Origin of the sequence: Pseudomonas shirazensis (assembly GCF_050496565.1) — a bacterium.
GTDB classification, from domain to species: domain Bacteria; phylum Pseudomonadota; class Gammaproteobacteria; order Pseudomonadales; family Pseudomonadaceae; genus Aquipseudomonas; species Aquipseudomonas shirazensis_A.
The window spans coordinates 155,621-171,261 of the sequence record NZ_JBNWAE010000002.1 but is presented as its reverse complement, the minus strand read 5'-3'; the positions used below and the strand labels follow the sequence as shown (position 1 = coordinate 171,261).

General features: G+C 60.3%; 20 protein-coding genes. 1 reads left to right on the top strand and 19 read right to left on the bottom strand.

What is annotated here, in order from left to right; translation table 11 throughout:
* Nucleotides 1-60: 60 nt before the first annotated feature.
* The 17 genes from queC to ACQZ2L_RS04700 form a co-directional block, all read right to left on the bottom strand.
* Nucleotides 61-735 carry a 7-cyano-7-deazaguanine synthase QueC gene (queC, locus tag ACQZ2L_RS04780; protein WP_430324868.1) on the bottom strand — a complete coding sequence of 225 codons (675 nt, stop codon included), beginning with the start codon at nt 733-735 and terminating at the stop codon, nt 61-63.
* A gap of 17 nt (nt 736-752) precedes the next feature.
* Nucleotides 753-1,400, bottom strand: coding sequence for a 7-carboxy-7-deazaguanine synthase QueE (gene queE / locus ACQZ2L_RS04775; RefSeq protein ID WP_150570882.1), 648 nt, complete (start codon nt 1,398-1,400; stop codon nt 753-755).
* 159 nt (nt 1,401-1,559) lie between these two features.
* The gene (gene ybgF, locus ACQZ2L_RS04770; protein WP_430324867.1) at nt 1,560-2,375 is read right to left on the bottom strand and encodes a tol-pal system protein YbgF; all 816 of its coding nucleotides are present in this window, start codon (nt 2,373-2,375) and stop codon (nt 1,560-1,562) included.
* Between the two features lie 5 nt (nt 2,376-2,380).
* Nucleotides 2,381-2,881: a peptidoglycan-associated lipoprotein Pal gene (gene pal, locus ACQZ2L_RS04765; protein WP_043201913.1), complete on the bottom strand. Its 501-nt coding sequence runs from the start codon at nt 2,879-2,881 to the stop codon at nt 2,381-2,383.
* A gap of 55 nt (nt 2,882-2,936) precedes the next feature.
* Nucleotides 2,937-4,208 carry a Tol-Pal system beta propeller repeat protein TolB gene (gene tolB, locus ACQZ2L_RS04760; RefSeq protein ID WP_189691595.1) on the bottom strand — a complete coding sequence of 424 codons (1,272 nt, stop codon included), beginning with the start codon at nt 4,206-4,208 and terminating at the stop codon, nt 2,937-2,939.
* Between the two features lie 26 nt (nt 4,209-4,234).
* On the bottom strand, nt 4,235-5,311 hold the full coding sequence (gene tolA / locus ACQZ2L_RS04755) for a cell envelope integrity protein TolA (RefSeq protein WP_430324866.1): 1,077 nt from the start codon (nt 5,309-5,311) through the stop codon (nt 4,235-4,237).
* The gene (tolR, locus tag ACQZ2L_RS04750; RefSeq protein WP_101317418.1) at nt 5,311-5,763 is read right to left on the bottom strand and encodes a protein TolR; all 453 of its coding nucleotides are present in this window, start codon (nt 5,761-5,763) and stop codon (nt 5,311-5,313) included. Before tolR ends, tolA begins: the two co-directional genes overlap by 1 nt.
* A 14-nt stretch (nt 5,764-5,777) precedes the next feature.
* Entirely contained in the window at nt 5,778-6,473 is a 696-nt protein-coding gene (tolQ, locus tag ACQZ2L_RS04745) for a protein TolQ (protein WP_430324865.1), read from the bottom strand.
* A gap of 2 nt (nt 6,474-6,475) precedes the next feature.
* Nucleotides 6,476-6,928, bottom strand: coding sequence for a tol-pal system-associated acyl-CoA thioesterase (gene ybgC / locus ACQZ2L_RS04740; RefSeq protein WP_430324864.1), 453 nt, complete (start codon nt 6,926-6,928; stop codon nt 6,476-6,478).
* 125 nt (nt 6,929-7,053) lie between these two features.
* Nucleotides 7,054-8,100: a Holliday junction branch migration DNA helicase RuvB gene (gene ruvB, locus ACQZ2L_RS04735; RefSeq protein ID WP_103436370.1), complete on the bottom strand. Its 1,047-nt coding sequence runs from the start codon at nt 8,098-8,100 to the stop codon at nt 7,054-7,056.
* Nucleotides 8,097-8,714 (bottom strand): Holliday junction branch migration protein RuvA, encoded by a 618-nt coding sequence (gene ruvA / locus ACQZ2L_RS04730; RefSeq protein WP_101317410.1) that lies wholly within the window; start codon nt 8,712-8,714, stop codon nt 8,097-8,099. Before ruvA ends, ruvB begins: the two co-directional genes overlap by 4 nt.
* A gap of 108 nt (nt 8,715-8,822) precedes the next feature.
* Nucleotides 8,823-9,347, bottom strand: a complete 525-nt coding sequence (gene ruvC, locus ACQZ2L_RS04725; protein ID WP_101317407.1) for a crossover junction endodeoxyribonuclease RuvC — start codon at nt 9,345-9,347, stop codon at nt 8,823-8,825.
* Nucleotides 9,348-9,415: 68 nt separating this feature from the next.
* Entirely contained in the window at nt 9,416-10,162 is a 747-nt protein-coding gene (locus ACQZ2L_RS04720; RefSeq protein ID WP_101317405.1) for a YebC/PmpR family DNA-binding transcriptional regulator, read from the bottom strand.
* A 98-nt stretch (nt 10,163-10,260) separates the two neighbouring features.
* Nucleotides 10,261-12,036: an aspartate--tRNA ligase gene (gene aspS / locus ACQZ2L_RS04715; RefSeq protein ID WP_103436368.1), complete on the bottom strand. Its 1,776-nt coding sequence runs from the start codon at nt 12,034-12,036 to the stop codon at nt 10,261-10,263.
* A gap of 93 nt (nt 12,037-12,129) precedes the next feature.
* Nucleotides 12,130-12,351: an FmdB family zinc ribbon protein gene (locus ACQZ2L_RS04710; protein WP_101317401.1), complete on the bottom strand. Its 222-nt coding sequence runs from the start codon at nt 12,349-12,351 to the stop codon at nt 12,130-12,132.
* Between the two features lie 92 nt (nt 12,352-12,443).
* Nucleotides 12,444-12,689, bottom strand: coding sequence for a ribbon-helix-helix domain-containing protein (locus tag ACQZ2L_RS04705; protein WP_430325157.1), 246 nt, complete (start codon nt 12,687-12,689; stop codon nt 12,444-12,446).
* A gap of 258 nt (nt 12,690-12,947) precedes the next feature.
* Complete coding sequence (locus ACQZ2L_RS04700; RefSeq protein ID WP_181088280.1) at nt 12,948-13,421, bottom strand: Dps family protein; 474 nt, start codon at nt 13,419-13,421, stop codon at nt 12,948-12,950.
* Nucleotides 13,422-13,703: 282 nt separating this feature from the next.
* Here ACQZ2L_RS04700 and ACQZ2L_RS04695 point away from each other — a divergent pair, with 282 nt between their 5' ends.
* Nucleotides 13,704-14,297, top strand: a complete 594-nt coding sequence (locus ACQZ2L_RS04695; RefSeq protein WP_181088281.1) for a cold shock domain-containing protein — start codon at nt 13,704-13,706, stop codon at nt 14,295-14,297.
* Between the two features lie 45 nt (nt 14,298-14,342).
* Here the strand turns inward: ACQZ2L_RS04695 and ACQZ2L_RS04690 are convergent, their stop codons facing one another.
* Nucleotides 14,343-14,549, bottom strand: a complete 207-nt coding sequence (locus tag ACQZ2L_RS04690; RefSeq protein ID WP_430324863.1) for a SlyX family protein — start codon at nt 14,547-14,549, stop codon at nt 14,343-14,345.
* Nucleotides 14,550-14,553: 4 nt separating this feature from the next.
* Nucleotides 14,554-14,976 (bottom strand): HIT family protein, encoded by a 423-nt coding sequence (locus ACQZ2L_RS04685; protein ID WP_430324862.1) that lies wholly within the window; start codon nt 14,974-14,976, stop codon nt 14,554-14,556.
* Nucleotides 14,977-15,641 lie beyond the last annotated feature (665 nt).

Sequence of the window (15,641 nt, the reverse complement as noted above, 5' to 3'; positions counted from 1 at the left end):
TTGATGGCGCGTATAATACTGATTTATAAAGATAAATCAACACCCCATCAGCAAAAAGGCTTAAAAGTAACGGGTCGGATCTTGCACACCAGCGGCCTTGAAGCCGTCGGCGCGCAAGCGGCAGCTGTCGCACTTGCGGCAGGCGCGGCCCTGATCATCGGCCTGGTAGCAGGACACGGTCAGACTGTAATCAACGCCGCGGGCAACACCGGCCTGGACGATCTGCGCCTTGCTCATGTTCTGCAGCGGCGCCTGAATGCGGAAGCCCTGCCCTTCGACACCGGCCTTGGTGGCCAGATTGGCCATGCGTTCGAATGCCTCGACGAACTCAGGACGGCAATCCGGGTAGCCCGAGTAATCCACCGCGTTGACGCCGATAAAGATATCGCGCGCCTGCAGGACCTCGGCCCAACCCAGCGCCAGCGACAAGAACACGGTGTTGCGCGCGGGCACGTAGGTGACCGGGATGCCTTCGCCAGGCGCCTCAGGCACGTCGATGCTGCTGTCGGTCAACGCCGAGCCGCCGATGCCATCGAGGTTAAGACCGATCACCTTGTGCTCGACCACACCCATATCACGGGCCACCCGGGCGGCTGCGTCGAGCTCGGCGCGATGACGCTGGCCGTAGTCAAAACTCATGGTGTAGCAGCTGTAGCCATCGGCCTGGGCCATGGCGACCACGGTAGCCGAGTCGAGGCCACCGGAAAGCAGGATTACCGCGCGTTTGTCAGTCATGTCTTGGTCCTTGGGTTTCAGCGGCCGGGCTCGTCATTCCACAGCAGCTTGTGCAGCTGCAACTGGAAGCGCACGGGCAGGTTGTCGGCAACGATCCAGTCAGCCAGATCACTGGCACTGACCTGATGATGGCTAGGCGAGAACAGCACTTCGCCTGCGCGCTGATCGAGGTTGTACTGGATCAGCTTGGAAACAGCCCAGTCGTAGTCTTCGCGCGAACAGATGACGAACTTGACCTGGTCATTGCGGGTGAGCAGCTCGATGTTCTCGTAGCGGTTGCGGTGCGATTCTTCCGAGGCCGGGGTCTTCAGATCGACCACGCGGCTGACGCGGCTGTCGACCTTGGAAATATCCAGCGCGCCGCTGGTTTCGAGCGACACCTCATAGCCTGCATCGCACAAACGCTCGAGCAGCGGCAATGCATTGGGCTGAGCCAGCGGCTCGCCGCCGGTTACGCAGATATACCGCGGACGAAAGCCCGCCACCTGCTCCACGATCGAATCGAGGCTGCGAATCGTGCCGCCGGTGAAGGCGTAGGCGCTGTCGCAGTACTGGCAACGCAACGGGCAACCAGTCAGGCGAACGAACACAGTGGGCAGGCCAGCCGTGCGCGTTTCACCCTGCAACGAGTAAAAGACTTCGGTGATGCGTAAGGTATCTTGCATGATCGCCACGGGCGTGACAGCTAAACAGGCTGTCCGCCTCCGTCAGGCACTGTCGCGGACTCGACAAGGCGTTATCCGCAGCAGCGTGTTTACGTAAAAGGGCCAAGAGTCTAACGAAAAAACCCGCGCCAGGCGCGGGTTTTCTCACAAACGGGCTACTTAGAGCTTTTGCAGGTCGCGTTGCGCCAGTTGCGCGGCGGAGGTGCCGGGGTACTGAGTAACCACTTGCTGCAGAATGCCTTTGACCTTGTCGGTACGACCCAGGCGACGTTCGACGTCGGCCAGCTTGTACAAGGAGTCAGGCACCTTGCTGTGCTTCGGATACGACTGGCTGACCTTGGCAAACGCTTGAGCTGCACCTTGCAGGTCGCCCTTAGCCAGGTTCACCTCACCCAGCCAGTATTGCGCGTTGCCGGCATACTGGCTGTTAGGGTATTTGCGCAGGAAGGCGGTAAACGCCTGGCTGGCCTTGTCGAAGTCCTTCTGCTTGATCAGGTCGAAAGCAGCATCGTAATAGAGCTTCTCTTTCGCCGGATCAGCCGGCTCGCTACCCGCGGCCGGTTGTTGCGCAGCAGCGCCAGCGGCGCCGGCTGCTGCACCGGTAGCAGCATTGGATGCGCCACCGGTTGAAGAATTATCGGGAGTCGCGGCAGGCGCGGCACCACTTGAAATGCGACGGTCCAGATCCTGGTATCGCTCCAGGTTTTCCTGCTTCATGCGCGACACATCGTTTTGCAACTCTTCGATGATGCCTTGCTGGCGGGAAATCTGATCCTGCATCTGTTGCAGCTGCATGAACAACTGACCCTGTGCAGAAGCAGGGGTTGAAGCCCCTGCTCCGGCATAGGCGCCGCTCGTGCCATAACCCGCGGGCGGATAACTGCTCGCGTTGTCATCTACTACAGGGACTGCAGCCCACGCCGTGAAGGGCAGGCTGAGTGCGAGGACGGTCAAAGCACGGCGGCACGTACGCATAGGACTTACTTACGCAGTTCTACGCGACGGTTCTGAGCCCAGGATTGCTCGTCGTTGCCGGTGGCAACTGGACGCTCTTCACCGTAGGAAACCAGTTCCAGCTGTGCAGGGGAAACGCCCTGCAGAACCAGGTAACGCTGTACGGCTTTGGCGCGACGCTCACCCAGAGCCATGTTGTACTCGCGAGTACCACGCTCGTCGGTGTTGCCTTCCAGAACAACACGGCTGCCGTTGGACTTCAGGTCCTTGGCGTGAACATCCAGAGCGCGCATGGCTTCTGGCTTCAGGTCCGAGCTGTCGTATTCGAAGTAGAAGGTGGTGATTGCGCGCAGGGCGGCTTCTTCGCTCAGGCTACCGTCAACAGCGCCAGTGTTGGCACCGTAACCAGCGTTAGGATCTACAGCAGCGCCTTCGCCGGCGTTGTCGCCACCTTTGGAAGAGCAACCTACAGCTACAGCCATGGCCAGAGCCAGCGCAGCGAATTTACCAAACTTCAGCATTTCCATCGTGAAACTCCTAATGAAACCCCAGTGTGTTAAGCAAAACGGTGTAACGCCGCAATCAGTTCAGGTAAGGGGACCAGGACGGTTCTCTGACTTCGCCTTGCGCGGTAGGAAGCGGGAGCCTCACGCGTCCGTTGAGAGAGACGAGCATCAAGACTCCCCGGCCCTGCTGGCGGGTGGCGTAGATTAGCATGGTGCCGTTGGGCGCAACAGTGGGGGACTCGTCAAGACTGGTCTCTGAGAGAATCTTTACACTTCCACGTTGCAAGTCCTGGGCCGCCACTTTGAAGTTGGTGAAGCCTTGTTGGCGGTGAATCATCACCAGGGTCTTCTCGTCCGCCGAAAGTTTCGGGTTGGCATTGTAGTTACCCACGAACGTTACACGCTCGGCGGAACCGCCACTGACCGAAGTTTTGTAGATCTGCGGCTTGCCGCCACGGTCGGAGGTGAAGTACAGGGTGTTGCCGTCTTTACCCCAGAACGGCTCGGTGTTGATACCAGGGCCGGCAGTTACGCGGCTGATCGCGCGCGAACCCATGTTCATCACATAGATGTCCGGGTTGCCGTCCTTGGACAGCACGAACGCCAGGCGCGAACCATCCGGCGACCAGGCTGGCGCACCGTTGAGGCCTTCGAAGTTGGTGATCTGCTCACGGCGACCGGTATCGATGTGCTGGACAAAGATACGTGGGCGACGCTGCTCGAACGACACATAGGCGATGCGCTTGCCATCCGGCGCGAAGCGTGGCGACAGAATCGGCTCACGCGACTGCAGCAGGGTCACTGCACGGGCCCCGTCGTAATCCGAACGCTGCAGGGTGTAGCGGGTATTGTTGGCAGAGAAGCGCTCGGCAGTCACGTACAGCATACGAGTGGAGAACGCACCCTTGATGCCGGTGAGCTTCTCGAACGACTGGTCAGCGATGTAGTGCGACATGTCGCGCAGTTGGTCGACAGTACCGGCAACGCTACCGGTCAGCACTTGCTGCTCGGTGGCTACGTTGAACAGGGCGTACTGCACCTGCAGACGGCCGCCGGACGGCACGATGCTGCCAACCATGACGTACTGGGCGCCCAGGGCTTTCCAGTCGCGGAAGATGACTTCGCTGGCCTGGCTTGGCTGGCTGATCATGTTCTGCTTTGGAATCGGCGAGTAGTAGCCAGAGTTGCGCAGGTCATTGCCGATGATGTCGGCCATGTCTTCTGGCAGCACGCTGCCACCCTGCAGGCCGAACGGTACTACCGCGATGGGCGTGGCCCGATCGCTACCGCTGGTGACCAGGATGTTCTTTTCCTCTGCTACGGCCATACCTGCCACGCAGCAGAGCATGACCAGCAGCCCTCGAAAGAGTTTAATCACAGCGCTAGATCCTCAGGTGTAAATGTCATCTTGAACGAGCGATACGCATTGAAATCACTCGGCTTCAAGCCCTGCATTTCGGTCAGTCGACCAATGTTCTTCACCGCTGCCACCGCCGAAGCATCAAACGGACCGTCGCCACTGGCGCGGGCCACACTGACGTTGGTGATGGTGCCATCAGGCAGCATGTTGATCTGCAGCACGACCGTCATGCCTTTGCGTGCCGAAGGGGGACGGGCCCAACCTTCTGCAGCGCGCATGCGGATCAGGTCGTCGAAATCACCGGCTACCTGGTCGCCCTGCTCGTCAGCCAGTGCCTGCTGGCGCTCGGTGGTATCGGACAACAGCTCGGCCAGGGCCTGGGCTTTCTTGTCTTCTGCCGCCTTGCGAGCTGCATCCTGGGCTTTTTTCTTCTGGGCATCTGCAGCGGCCTTTTTCTTGGCCTCTTCAGCTGCTTTCTTCTTCGCCTCCTCGGCTGCCGTTTTCTTCTTGGCATCCTCGGCGGCTTTTTTCTTGGCTTCTTCGGCGGCTTTCTTCTTCGCCTCTTCAGCTGCGTCTTTCTTGGCTTCTTCGTCGGCCTTTTTCTTGGCCTCTTCTTCCGCCTTCTTCTTGGCGATGTCGGCCTGCTGTTTTTCAGCGGCTTTTTTCGCCTCTTCAGCTTTCTTGGCCTCGGCGGCCTTCTTGGCTTCAGCAGTCTTGGCAGCTTCTTCGGCTTTTTTGGCTTCTGCCGCTTCGCGAGCAGCTTCGGCTTTTTGATCCGCGTCGGCTTTCTTTTGTTCCGCGGCCTTCACGGCCTCCTGTTCGACCTTCTTCTGTTCCAGCTGTTCGACTTCAGTCTGGCGCGAAGCGGTTTTCTTCGCCTCCCCGGCAATCTTCTGATTGGTCTGGGTAGTGGCCTGACTCTTGGACTTGAGCTGGTACAGCGTAGCCTGAACGATCGGCTTGGACGGCGGCAGCTCAGGGGTCATGGCAAAGCTGACGAACAGCATCGCAAACACCACGACATGCAAGCCGATGGCCCAGACACTGGGCCAGAAGTAGCTTTCCGAGGCAGATGGCTCTCGCTGTTGCATCAGGGCGCCTCGGTAATCAGGCCAACGTTACCGACACCGGCCTTCTGCAACCCGCCCATGGCGCCCATGACCGAGCCGTAATCGACGGACTTGTCGCCACGGATGAAGACCTGGGTTTGCTTGCCCTGGTCGCGACCAGCAGCAATGATCTTGGTCACAGCGTTGGTCATGTCCGGCAAGGTCATGGCCTTGTCCATCTGTTTGTCGGTATCGACCTCGCTGCCAAGGTTCCAGTAATAGGTCTTGTCGGCCTTGATCGAGATGGTAAGGATCTGGACGTTGTTGTCCTGCGGCAAGGCTTCGCTGGAAACCTTGGGCAGGTCGACCTTGACCCCCTGGTTGAGCATCGGGGCCGTCACCATGAAGATGACCAGCAGCACCAGCATCACGTCGATGTAGGGCACCACGTTCATCTCGGCGACGGGCTTGCGTTTGTGGCGAACTCGGGCCATGGGTTTCTACCTGATTACTCTTCGCTGGTGTGCACTTTGCGGTGCAGGATCGCCTGGAACTCGTCGGCGAAGGTGTAGTAACGGCCGATCAGCGTTTCGCTGCGTGCGGCGAAACGGTTGTAGGCGATAACGGCCGGGATCGCGGCGAACAGGCCGATCGCTGTGGCAATCAATGCCTCGGCGATGCCCGGCGCTACGGTGGCCAGGGTCGCCTGCTGGGCAGAAGCCAGGCCGCGGAACGAGTTCATGATGCCCCATACAGTACCGAACAGGCCGATGTACGGGCTGGTGGAACCGACGGTGGCAAGGAATGGCAGGCTCTGCTCGAGCTTCTCTTCTTCACGCGAGATGGCTACGCGCATGGCTCGGCCAACGCCTTCCATGACCGCATCCGGGTCGACCCCCGGCTGCTGACGCAGACGCGAGAATTCCTTGAAGCCGGCACGGAACACCTGCTCCACACCCGAATCCGGGTCCGGGTTGCTACCTGCCTGACGGTACAGCTTGGACAAATCAATGCCCGACCAGAAGCGCTCCTCGAAGGCATCCAGCGCACGACGACCGGCGCGCAGCATTGTGCTGCGCTGAAAGATCATGATCCATGAAGTGACCGAGGCGGCCACCAGAATCAGCATTACCAGCTGCACCACGATGCTGGCATTGCTGACCAGACTCCACATGGAGGTATGGTCGACGACGTTAGCTTCCACGCTTATTCTCCTGCATTCGATTGAGTACCCGTGCCGCCCGCCAGGAAGGCGTCGCGCAGCGCTGGGGGGATGGCTCGGGGTTTGAAAGTGTCGGCGCGCACAGCGGCCACCAGGAACTGCCCCTCACAGAGCAGCTTTGCATCTTGTTCTCGCCACACCTGCTGCACGAAGCGCAGGCTGGCGCGGTTCACCTCGACGACTTCTGCGGTGACCCGCAACTCGTCATCCAGGCGCGCCGGCGCGTGGTAGCGCGCCTCGGTGGAGTGAACCACGAACAGCAGATTCTCCCCGGCCAGTTGATGCTGGGAGAAACCCAGGTGACGCAACCGCTCGGTGCGCGCACGCTCCATGAATTTCAGGTAGTTGACGTAATACACCACGCCGCCTGCGTCGGTATCTTCGTAATAGACGCGACAGCGGTGTGCGAACGATTCAAGCCCATTTTGCGCGCGCATACTCTAGTGCTTACTCCTCGGCTTGCCAATCCGCCCGGCAAGTGTTTTTGCATTCGGTAATGTCTTGGTGCCAGCGCGCCATGGGCATGCCAGCGGTAGGACCACGGAAACCGCCTTTTGATCTGTCATTCATCGACTACATCGGAAAAATCCGCCGGGTCGGCCAACCGCCCGGGCAGGTTCAGGCCAAAGTGCAGGTAGGCATGTCGCGTGACCACGCGGCCACGCGGCGTACGCATGATGTAGCCCTGCTGGATCAGGTACGGCTCGAGCACGTCTTCGATGGTATGGCGCTCTTCGCTGATGGCAGCGGCCAGGTTATCGACCCCGACCGGGCCGCCATCGAACTTCTCGATCATGGTCAGCAGCAGACGCCGGTCGGAGTGATCGAAGCCACGCTCGTCGACATCAAGCAGATTCAGCGCCAGGTCCGCCACCGCCTTGGTGATCTCGCCCTTGCCGCGTACCTGGGCGTAGTCGCGCACCCGGCGCAGCAGGCGGTTGGCAATCCGCGGCGTACCGCGGGCACGCCGAGCAATCTCGAAGGCGCCCAGATCATCGATGACCAGGCCAAGAATGCCCGCCGAACGGGTAACGATGGTGGCCAGGTCCTTGTCGCTGTAGAACTCCAGGCGCTGAACAATGCCGAAGCGGTCGCGCAAGGGGTTGGTCAGCATGCCCGCTCGGGTGGTCGCGCCGACCAGGGTGAACGGCGGCAGATCAAGCTTGATCGAGCGCGCGGCGGGGCCCTCACCGATCATGATGTCGAGCTGGAAGTCTTCCATCGCCGGGTACAGCACTTCTTCGACAATCGGCGAGAGCCGGTGAATTTCGTCGATGAACAGCACATCGTGCGGCTCGAGATTGGTCAGCATAGCCGCCAGATCACCGGGCCGCTCGAGAATAGGCCCTGAAGTGCTCTTCACCGAAACACCCATCTCGTGCGCGATGATGTTGGCCAGGGTGGTCTTACCCAGGCCCGGCGGACCGAAGATCAGGGTGTGATCAAGCGACTCGTTGCGGCCACGGGCTGCCTGGATGAACAGGCCCATCTGGTCGCGCACCACCGGCTGGCCGATGTATTCATCAAGGCTCAGCGGGCGAATCGCGCGGTCCTGGACTTCTTCGCGGTCGCGTCCGGAAGCGGCGATCAGGCGGTCGGTTTCGATCACTTGCTAATCATCCCTTGCAGGCTGCGGCGGATCAGGTCTTCGCTGCTCAGGCCGGCCTTGTCTTTGATCAGCGAGATAGCCTTGCTGGCTTCCTGAGGCTTGTAGCCCAGCGACACCAGCGCACTGACCGCATCGGCTTCGGCGGTGGACGCGCCACCGACCGGCGCCGGGCCGTCGGACACCAGAGTGAACATCGACGAGGAAGTCTCCCAGGCCTTGAAGCGGTCCTTGAGCTCGACCAGCAGGCGCTCGGCAGTCTTTTTGCCAACCCCAGGCACGCGCACCAGCACCGAGGCATCCTGCGCCTGCACGCAGCGCACCAACTCGTCGATTTCCAGCCCGGACATCAGCGCCAGCGCCAGCTTGGGGCCGACGCCGTTGAGACGGATCAGCTCACGGAACAGCTCGCGCTCGCGCTTTTCGCCAAAGCCGTAGAGCAGATGGGCGTCTTCACGCACCACCAGGTGGGTATGCAGGGTCACCGGCTCGCCAACCTTGGGCAGGCGATACAGGGTGGTCATCGGCACTTCGAGTTCATAGCCCAGGCCGTTGACGTCGATAATCAGATGCGGCGGTTGTTTTTCCGCCAGGGTGCCGCGCAAACGTCCAATCACGTTTCGATCCTTCCTTTCGAGCGCCGGCCACAGACCGGTCAACCCTATCAGCAAATGCGTCGAGTGAACGTTTCACCCGGCCAAAATGTGTATCAGCGCATGAAGCGGTTACAGACGCAAGCGTCCGCCGCGCTTGCGCGCAGTGGTCAAGCCGTGGGGGATCAGGCTGGAGCGGGTGTGCGCATGACAGAGGGCGATAGCCAGGGCGTCAGAGGCGTCGATCTGCGGCTTTTGCGTCAGCTTGAGCAAGTGCATGACCATCAACATGACCTGGTCTTTGTTGGCCGCGCCGGTCCCTGCCACCGCCTGCTTGACCTGGGTGGCGCTGTATTCGGCGATCTCAAGGCCAGCCTCGGCACCGGCCACGATGGCTGCACCACGGGCCTGGCCGAGCTTGAGCGCCGAATCCGGATTGCGCGCCATGAACACCCGTTCGATGCCCATGGTAACCGGGCCGTGCTGGCGAATGATCTCGCTGACACCACGGAAGATGATCTGCAGTCGCTCGGACAACTCGCCGGCGCCCGTACGAATACACCCCGACGCCACATACTCGCAGCCCCGGGCGGTCTGGCGGACCACGCCAAAACCGGTGATGCGCGAACCGGGGTCGATACCAAGAATCAGAGTCATAGGGCCTGCAAGTTGAAAATGAAAACACGCTTGGCGCAGTCAGGCCCTGCTGGCTTGAAACGCCTGCATCAGCCTAGCTGCTCGAGGACCTCATCGGAGATCTGCGCATTGGAATAGACGTTCTGCACGTCGTCCAGGTCTTCGAGCATGTCGATCAGCTTGAGGACTTTTTCAGCGCCATCGCGATCGAGCTCGGCACTGGTGGTCGGCTGCATCACGATTTCGGCGTCGGCGGCCTTGAACCCGGCTTCTTCCAGCGCGTTGCGCACGGCATAAAAGCTGTTGAACGAGGTGAACACCTCGAACGAGCCGTCGTCATTGCTGACCACGTCATCGGCGTCGGCTTCCATGGCCGCTTCCATCAGGGCATCTTCGTCGACGCCTGGGGCGAAGCTGATCTGGCCCTTGCGCTCGAACAGATAGGCCACTGAACCGTCGGTACCCAGGTTGCCGCCGCATTTGGTGAAGGCATGACGCACAGCCGCTGCAGTACGGTTGCGGTTGTCGGTCATGGTTTCGACCATGATCGCCACGCCGCCGGGGCCGTAACCCTCGTAGCTGAGTTCTTCGACGTTGTCGCTTTCGTTGGTGCCGGCGCCGCGGGCAACTGCCCGATCAATGATGTCGCGGCTCATGTTGGCACCGAGGGCCTTGTCCAGCGCCAGTCGCAAGCGCGGGTTGGACGCTGGATCGGCGCCGCCCTGCTTGGCCGCGACCGTCAGCTCGCGGATCCACTTGGTGAAGACCTTGCCTCTCTTGGCATCCTGGCGCTCTTTGCGGTGCTTGATGTTCGCCCACTTGGAATGACCAGCCATATCGACTCCGAATCCTTGATCCACAAACAGGTTCCGCCCCGAAGGGCGGAACGCGATAAATTCGAGGGCGCGACCTCACGGGCGCACCCGGGTCGGTTTTACTCGACCTTGGTCTGCTCGCGCAGACGGATGTGCAGCTCACGCAGCGCCTTGGCATCGACCAGGCCCGGAGCCTGGGTCATGACGCAGGCAGCGCTCTGGGTTTTCGGGAAGGCGATCACTTCACGAATCGACTGAGCGCCGGTCATCAGCATCACCAGACGGTCCAGACCGAAGGCCAGGCCGCCGTGCGGCGGTGCACCGAACTTCAGCGCGTCGAGCAGAAAGCCGAACTTCTCTTCCTGTTCTGCAGCTTCGATACCGAGCAGACGGAACACCGCCTGTTGCATCTCCTTGCGGTGAATACGGATCGAACCGCCACCCAGTTCGGTGCCGTTGAGCACCATGTCATAGGCGCGCGACAGGGCGGTGGCCGGGTTGGCCTCGAGCTCTTCCGGGGTGCACTTGGGTGCAGTGAACGGATGGTGCAAGGCGCTGAAGCTGCCGTCTTCGTTCTCGTCGAACATCGGGAAGTCGACGACCCACATAGGCGCCCATTCGCAGGTGAGCAGGTTGAAGTCATTGCCGACCTTGATCCGCAGTGCACCCAGGGCTTCGCTGACCACCTTGAACTTGTCGGCACCGAAGAACACGATGTCGCCATCAACCGCACCGACGCGATCGAGGATCACGTTGAGATTGGCCTCAGGGATGTTCTTGACGATCGGCGACTGCAGGCCCTCGACGCCCTTGGCGCGCTCGTTGACCTTGATGTAGGCCAGGCCCTTGGCACCATAGATGCCAACGAACTTGGTGTACTCGTCGATCTTGCTGCGCGGCATGCTCGCGCCGCCTGGCAGACGCAGGGCGGTGACGCGGCACTTCGGGTCGTTGGCCGGGCCGGCGAAGACCTTGAAGTCGACATCTTTCAGCTGGTCGGCAACGTCGACCAGTTCCAGCGGGTTACGCAGGTCTGGCTTGTCGGAACCGTAGCGGCGCATGGCCTCTTCGAAGGTCATGTGCGGGAATTCGCCGAACTCCAGGTCCAGCACCTCCTTGAACAGCTTGCGGATCATGCTCTCGGTGAGGCCCATGATCTCGGACTCGTCGAGGAAGCTGGTCTCGATGTCGATCTGGGTGAATTCCGGCTGGCGGTCGGCACGCAAGTCTTCGTCGCGGAAGCACTTGGCGATCTGGTAGTAACGGTCAAAGCCGGCCACCATCAGCAACTGCTTGAACAGCTGCGGTGATTGCGGCAGGGCGAAGAAGCTGCCGGCGTGGGTACGGCTTGGCACCAGGTAGTCGCGTGCACCTTCTGGGGTGGCACGGGTCAGGATCGGTGTTTCAACGTCGAGGAAGCCGTTTTCGTCGAGGAAGCGGCGGATGCTGGTGGTGATGCGCGAACGCAGACGCAGCTTCTCGGCCATTTCCGGACGACGCAGGTCGATGAAGCGATAACGCAGGCGGGTTTCTTCGCCGACGTCGGAGTATTCGTTCAACGGGAACGGCGGGGTTTCAGCTTCGTTGAGTACGGTCAGCTCGTAACCCAGTACTTCGATGCCGCCCGACGCCATGTTGGCGTTGACTGCACCTTCGGGGCGCTTGCGTACTTTACCGGTGATCTGCACGACGTATTCGCTGCGCACGCGGTCGGCGGCGGCGAAGGTTTCGGCGCGATCCGGGTCGAACACGACCTGGGCCATGCCTTCGCGGTCACGGATATCGAGGAAAATCACCCCGCCGTGGTCGCGGCGACGATGGACCCAGCCGCAAAGGGTGACTTCCTGGCCGTCCAGGCTCTCGTTCAGTTGGCCGCAATATTGGCTGCGCATCATGATGGTGGTTCGCTTCTCGTGATTCGTGTATTCGATGGAGGCCTTGGCCGCCCAGAGGGCTAATACTGCAAGACCCGGACATTGCAATTCAACTCAGTCGGCCTTGTCGCCGCCTGCCAGATTCTTTTTTGCCCCGGTTTTGAAGTCGGTTTCGTACCAGCCAGTGCCACTGAGGCGAAAACCTGGAACGGACAATTGCTTCTTCAATTCCGGCGCCTGGCAGGCCGGACAATCAGTCAACGGCGCGGCGCTGATCTTCTGCAACGCCTCAAGCTGATGGTTGCAGGCTGCACATTGATAGTCGTAAAGGGGCACGGGGATCTCTCGCAAACCATAATGCTGGCTGCCGGGGCAGCAAAAACCGGCATTATATATGGTTAGAGAGGTCAGTGCAGCCCGCCCGGCACTCAACGCTCGCTTGGCGGATCGCGTAGCCAGGCAACGCAGATCACTCGGACCAGGCCGCTGAAGTTGCGCACCCCGCCGTGGCGCAGGTGAACTTCGCGGTCAATATAGGACAACACCGCACTGACCGAGCACTGATTGACCTCGGCAATTCGCTGCAGTATCTGCCAATAAACATCCTCCAGGCGCAGGCAGGTGGCAAAGCCATTGAGCCTGACCGACCGCGACACCGGCTGCACCTGCAGCATGTCGAAGTCCGCCGCGAAGGGATCGACACAGGCCTTGCCCGGCCAATGTCCCTGACACACATTGCGCTTGCTGCTCTGCACCCTGATATCCACTGCTGCCACTCCATCGCCAAGGGGATCCATTCATGTGCTGGAGACATGAACCATGGCGTGTAATGAAGCGCCGCGAGGCGGAGCATGAGCAGCGGCAAAATTTTCCGCCTGCGCGTGCAGTTCACACCCGCCCTGCGCTTCACGGCGCAGGGCGGTTTGGACATTTTATTTACCTTCGAGCAACGAGCGCAGCATCCACGCGGTTTTCTCGTGCACCTGCATACGCTGGGTCAGCAGGTCCGCCGTTGGCTCGTCACTGACCTTGTCGACTACCGGGAAAATACTGCGTGCGGTGCGCGTGACCGCCTCCTGCCCGTCGACCAACTGACGGATCATCTCATCAGCAGGCGGCACGCCCTCCTCTTCCTTGATCGACGAGTGGCGGGCATAGAACGCGTAGGAACCAGGCGCCGGGAAGCCCAGCGCACGGATTCGCTCGGCGATCGAGTCAACCGCCAGGGCCAGCTCGTTGTACTGCTCTTCGAACATCAGGTGCAGGGTACGGAACGCCGGACCGGTAACGTTCCAATGAAAGTTATGGGTTTTCAGATACAGCACATAGGTGTCCGACAACAAACGGGACAGCCCATCGACGATGGACTTGCGATCTTCTTCACTGATACCGATATCGATTGCCATGAAGCTCCCCTTTTCATATGGCTTGCGTAGTCAAGCGGATGAAGGGTCACTGTATCAAGACTTGCCTGCGCCTGCATGTGACCCAGGGCAATCGATCACACCCGCCATCCGCCCGGTTTGAGCTCACCGCGCCTTTGCTGTTAAATAGGCAGGGTGCCATCCGTGCGGATTGTTAATGCCGGATGCATAGGCAGGCCAGCTTCGTGACCGCGCTTTCTCTCTCATGCGCACCGTGCTGCCCGCTCTTCCTGTGATTGACCTTATAAACGTGAGCCAACCCAAATGTTCAAGATCGTCCATCTGGTGACGGGCGTAGCAGCCTTGCTGCTGTCGCTCATACCAAGCCTTCGCACCGAGGCAATTCCCTTCCTGCAGCAACCGGAGGCCGTGTACCTGGCCTTGCTCGGCCTGCTCAACCTGCTGCTGGCGCCGGTCGTGCCGCTTTATTACCGCGGCGCGCGCTTGCAATTGCAATACCTGGCCAGCGCCTTGCTAGTGCTGGCGGTTGTCCTGCAAACCGTAACCGTGCTGGTACGGCCTGAGTTGGGCAACCTGCCTGCACTGCTGTGCGCTGCCCTGGCAGTCCTGGCACACCTGGTTGCCGGCTTCAGCCGCAGCAGCGGTCGCTCGCGCAATACTGGCGGCGCAGCCCAGGAAGGCAGCAAGCGCGATACCGGCACCGTCAAGTGGTTTAATACCTCGAAAGGCTTCGGCTTTATCTCGCGCGACTCCGGCGACGATATCTTCGTGCACTTTCGCGCCATCCGTGGCGACGGCCACCGCGTACTGGTCGAAGGCCAACGCGTGGAGTTCTCGGTCATGCACCGCGACAAGGGCCTGCAGGCCGAAGACGTGATCGCGGTCTCGCGCCGCTGACAGCAAAGGCCTTGCGGGCGCTATGCACCCGCAAGGTACCCACCCTCAGTAATGAGGCGGCGGCGCTTCTTCACCTTCGCTGCCATACTGCCCGACCATCTCCTCGTAACGCTTGATCAGCGCGGCCATCTGCAGCTGCAGACGATTGATCACCCGCCCCTGTTCGACCACCACATCATTGAGCTCCTGCAGCGCGTCATCCTGAAACGCCTGCCGGGTTTCCAGGTCGATGATTTGCGATTCCAGAGACATCAGCTCACGCCTCCTTGAAGTCATTGTTGTTCAACGCCGAGCGCAGGCGCTGGCGAAGCTGTGCGAGTTGCTCCTCGCTGTACTCCGCAGCCGTAACCTTGCCCCACACTGGCGCAGGCCAGGCAGCATCGTTGCGGTGGCGCACGATCACGTGCATATGCAGTTGGCTGACCACGTTGCCCAAGGTCGCCACGTTCATCTTGTCGGCAGCAAATTCCTGTTTGAGCGAATTGGCCAGGCAGGTGGTTTCTTGCCACAGCTGCTGCTGGTCGGCTGCCGTGAGGTCAAACAGCTCGCTGACGTCGGCTTGCCGCGGCACGAGAATGAACCACGGATAATTGGCGTCTTTACTCAACAGCAGCCGACACAGCGGGAAATCTCCCAGCACCAGGCAATCCTGCTGCAAACGCGGATCCAGGACGAACACGGCAAATCTCCTTCAATCAGTTCGCCTGCGCAACGCAGGCATGGTGCGCGGAGGATACCTTGCTTCGCCGCAACAGGCATGAAATCGGGCGCTGCAGCCGCGCTTTAGCTTGCTTGCGCAGCTGCCCTGCACCGCCGCGGTAACAGAGCGCTACTTTTCGCACCAAAATAGAGCCAGTCGTCACGGCACATAACGCCGGTTCCCAATAAAAATACTCAGGATGAACAATTGGCGGTAACACATTGGTTTAGTTAGCAACCTTACAGTCAGTTCAACCGCCGAGTTCTGGCACACCATCAGACAGCTCAACGCCCGTATTTACAGCGGTTTGCCTGGGGGCGAGCAGGCAAATGTGAAAAATTCATCAACTCGATGTGAAAATGAGCACGCTTGTTGCATTCCTTCAACGCCAAGTCGGCACGACACCTGCAGTGAGCAAGACCAGCCGACAGACACAGCGCCGAGGCACTACCAAGGAGTACCGCGCCTGTATCAACGGGGGACGGGAGCGAAGCGCAGGCATATATGCCTGCTGTTCGGGGCGTTATATGCGACATGGAATTAGTTACAAGCGACATGTCATAAAGTTTGTGAAAAGTTGCTTTAGGCATATCGCCAAATAAAGAGTCAGCGTGATATACCTTCGCGCCGACACAACAAGAAAG

What these genes read in the sequence shown, in the direction of transcription:
- tolB (WP_189691595.1), bottom strand. Translation starts at nt 4,208, where the DNA reads ATGCTCTGCTGCGTGGCAGGTATGGCCGTAGCAGAGGAAAAGAACATC.
- ACQZ2L_RS04720 (WP_101317405.1), bottom strand. Translation starts at nt 10,162, where the DNA reads ATGGCTGGTCATTCCAAGTGGGCGAACATCAAGCACCGCAAAGAGCGC.
- ACQZ2L_RS04700 (WP_181088280.1), bottom strand. Translation starts at nt 13,421, where the DNA reads ATGGCAATCGATATCGGTATCAGTGAAGAAGATCGCAAGTCCATCGTC.
- aspS (WP_103436368.1), bottom strand. Translation starts at nt 12,036, where the DNA reads ATGATGCGCAGCCAATATTGCGGCCAACTGAACGAGAGCCTGGACGGC.
- tolR (WP_101317418.1), bottom strand. Translation starts at nt 5,763, where the DNA reads ATGGCCCGAGTTCGCCACAAACGCAAGCCCGTCGCCGAGATGAACGTG.
- ruvC (WP_101317407.1), bottom strand. Translation starts at nt 9,347, where the DNA reads ATGACTCTGATTCTTGGTATCGACCCCGGTTCGCGCATCACCGGTTTT.
- ACQZ2L_RS04690 (WP_430324863.1), bottom strand. Translation starts at nt 14,549, where the DNA reads ATGTCTCTGGAATCGCAAATCATCGACCTGGAAACCCGGCAGGCGTTT.
- tolA (WP_430324866.1), bottom strand. Translation starts at nt 5,311, where the DNA reads ATGCAACAGCGAGAGCCATCTGCCTCGGAAAGCTACTTCTGGCCCAGT.
- ybgC (WP_430324864.1), bottom strand. Translation starts at nt 6,928, where the DNA reads ATGCGCGCGCAAAATGGGCTTGAATCGTTCGCACACCGCTGTCGCGTC.
- ACQZ2L_RS04705 (WP_430325157.1), bottom strand. Translation starts at nt 12,689, where the DNA reads ATGCTGCAGGTGCAGCCGGTGTCGCGGTCGGTCAGGCTCAATGGCTTT.
- queC (WP_430324868.1), bottom strand. Translation starts at nt 735, where the DNA reads ATGACTGACAAACGCGCGGTAATCCTGCTTTCCGGTGGCCTCGACTCG.
- pal (WP_043201913.1), bottom strand. Translation starts at nt 2,881, where the DNA reads ATGGAAATGCTGAAGTTTGGTAAATTCGCTGCGCTGGCTCTGGCCATG.
- ybgF (WP_430324867.1), bottom strand. Translation starts at nt 2,375, where the DNA reads ATGCGTACGTGCCGCCGTGCTTTGACCGTCCTCGCACTCAGCCTGCCC.
- ACQZ2L_RS04695 (WP_181088281.1), top strand. Translation starts at nt 13,704, where the DNA reads ATGTTCAAGATCGTCCATCTGGTGACGGGCGTAGCAGCCTTGCTGCTG.
- queE (WP_150570882.1), bottom strand. Translation starts at nt 1,400, where the DNA reads ATGCAAGATACCTTACGCATCACCGAAGTCTTTTACTCGTTGCAGGGT.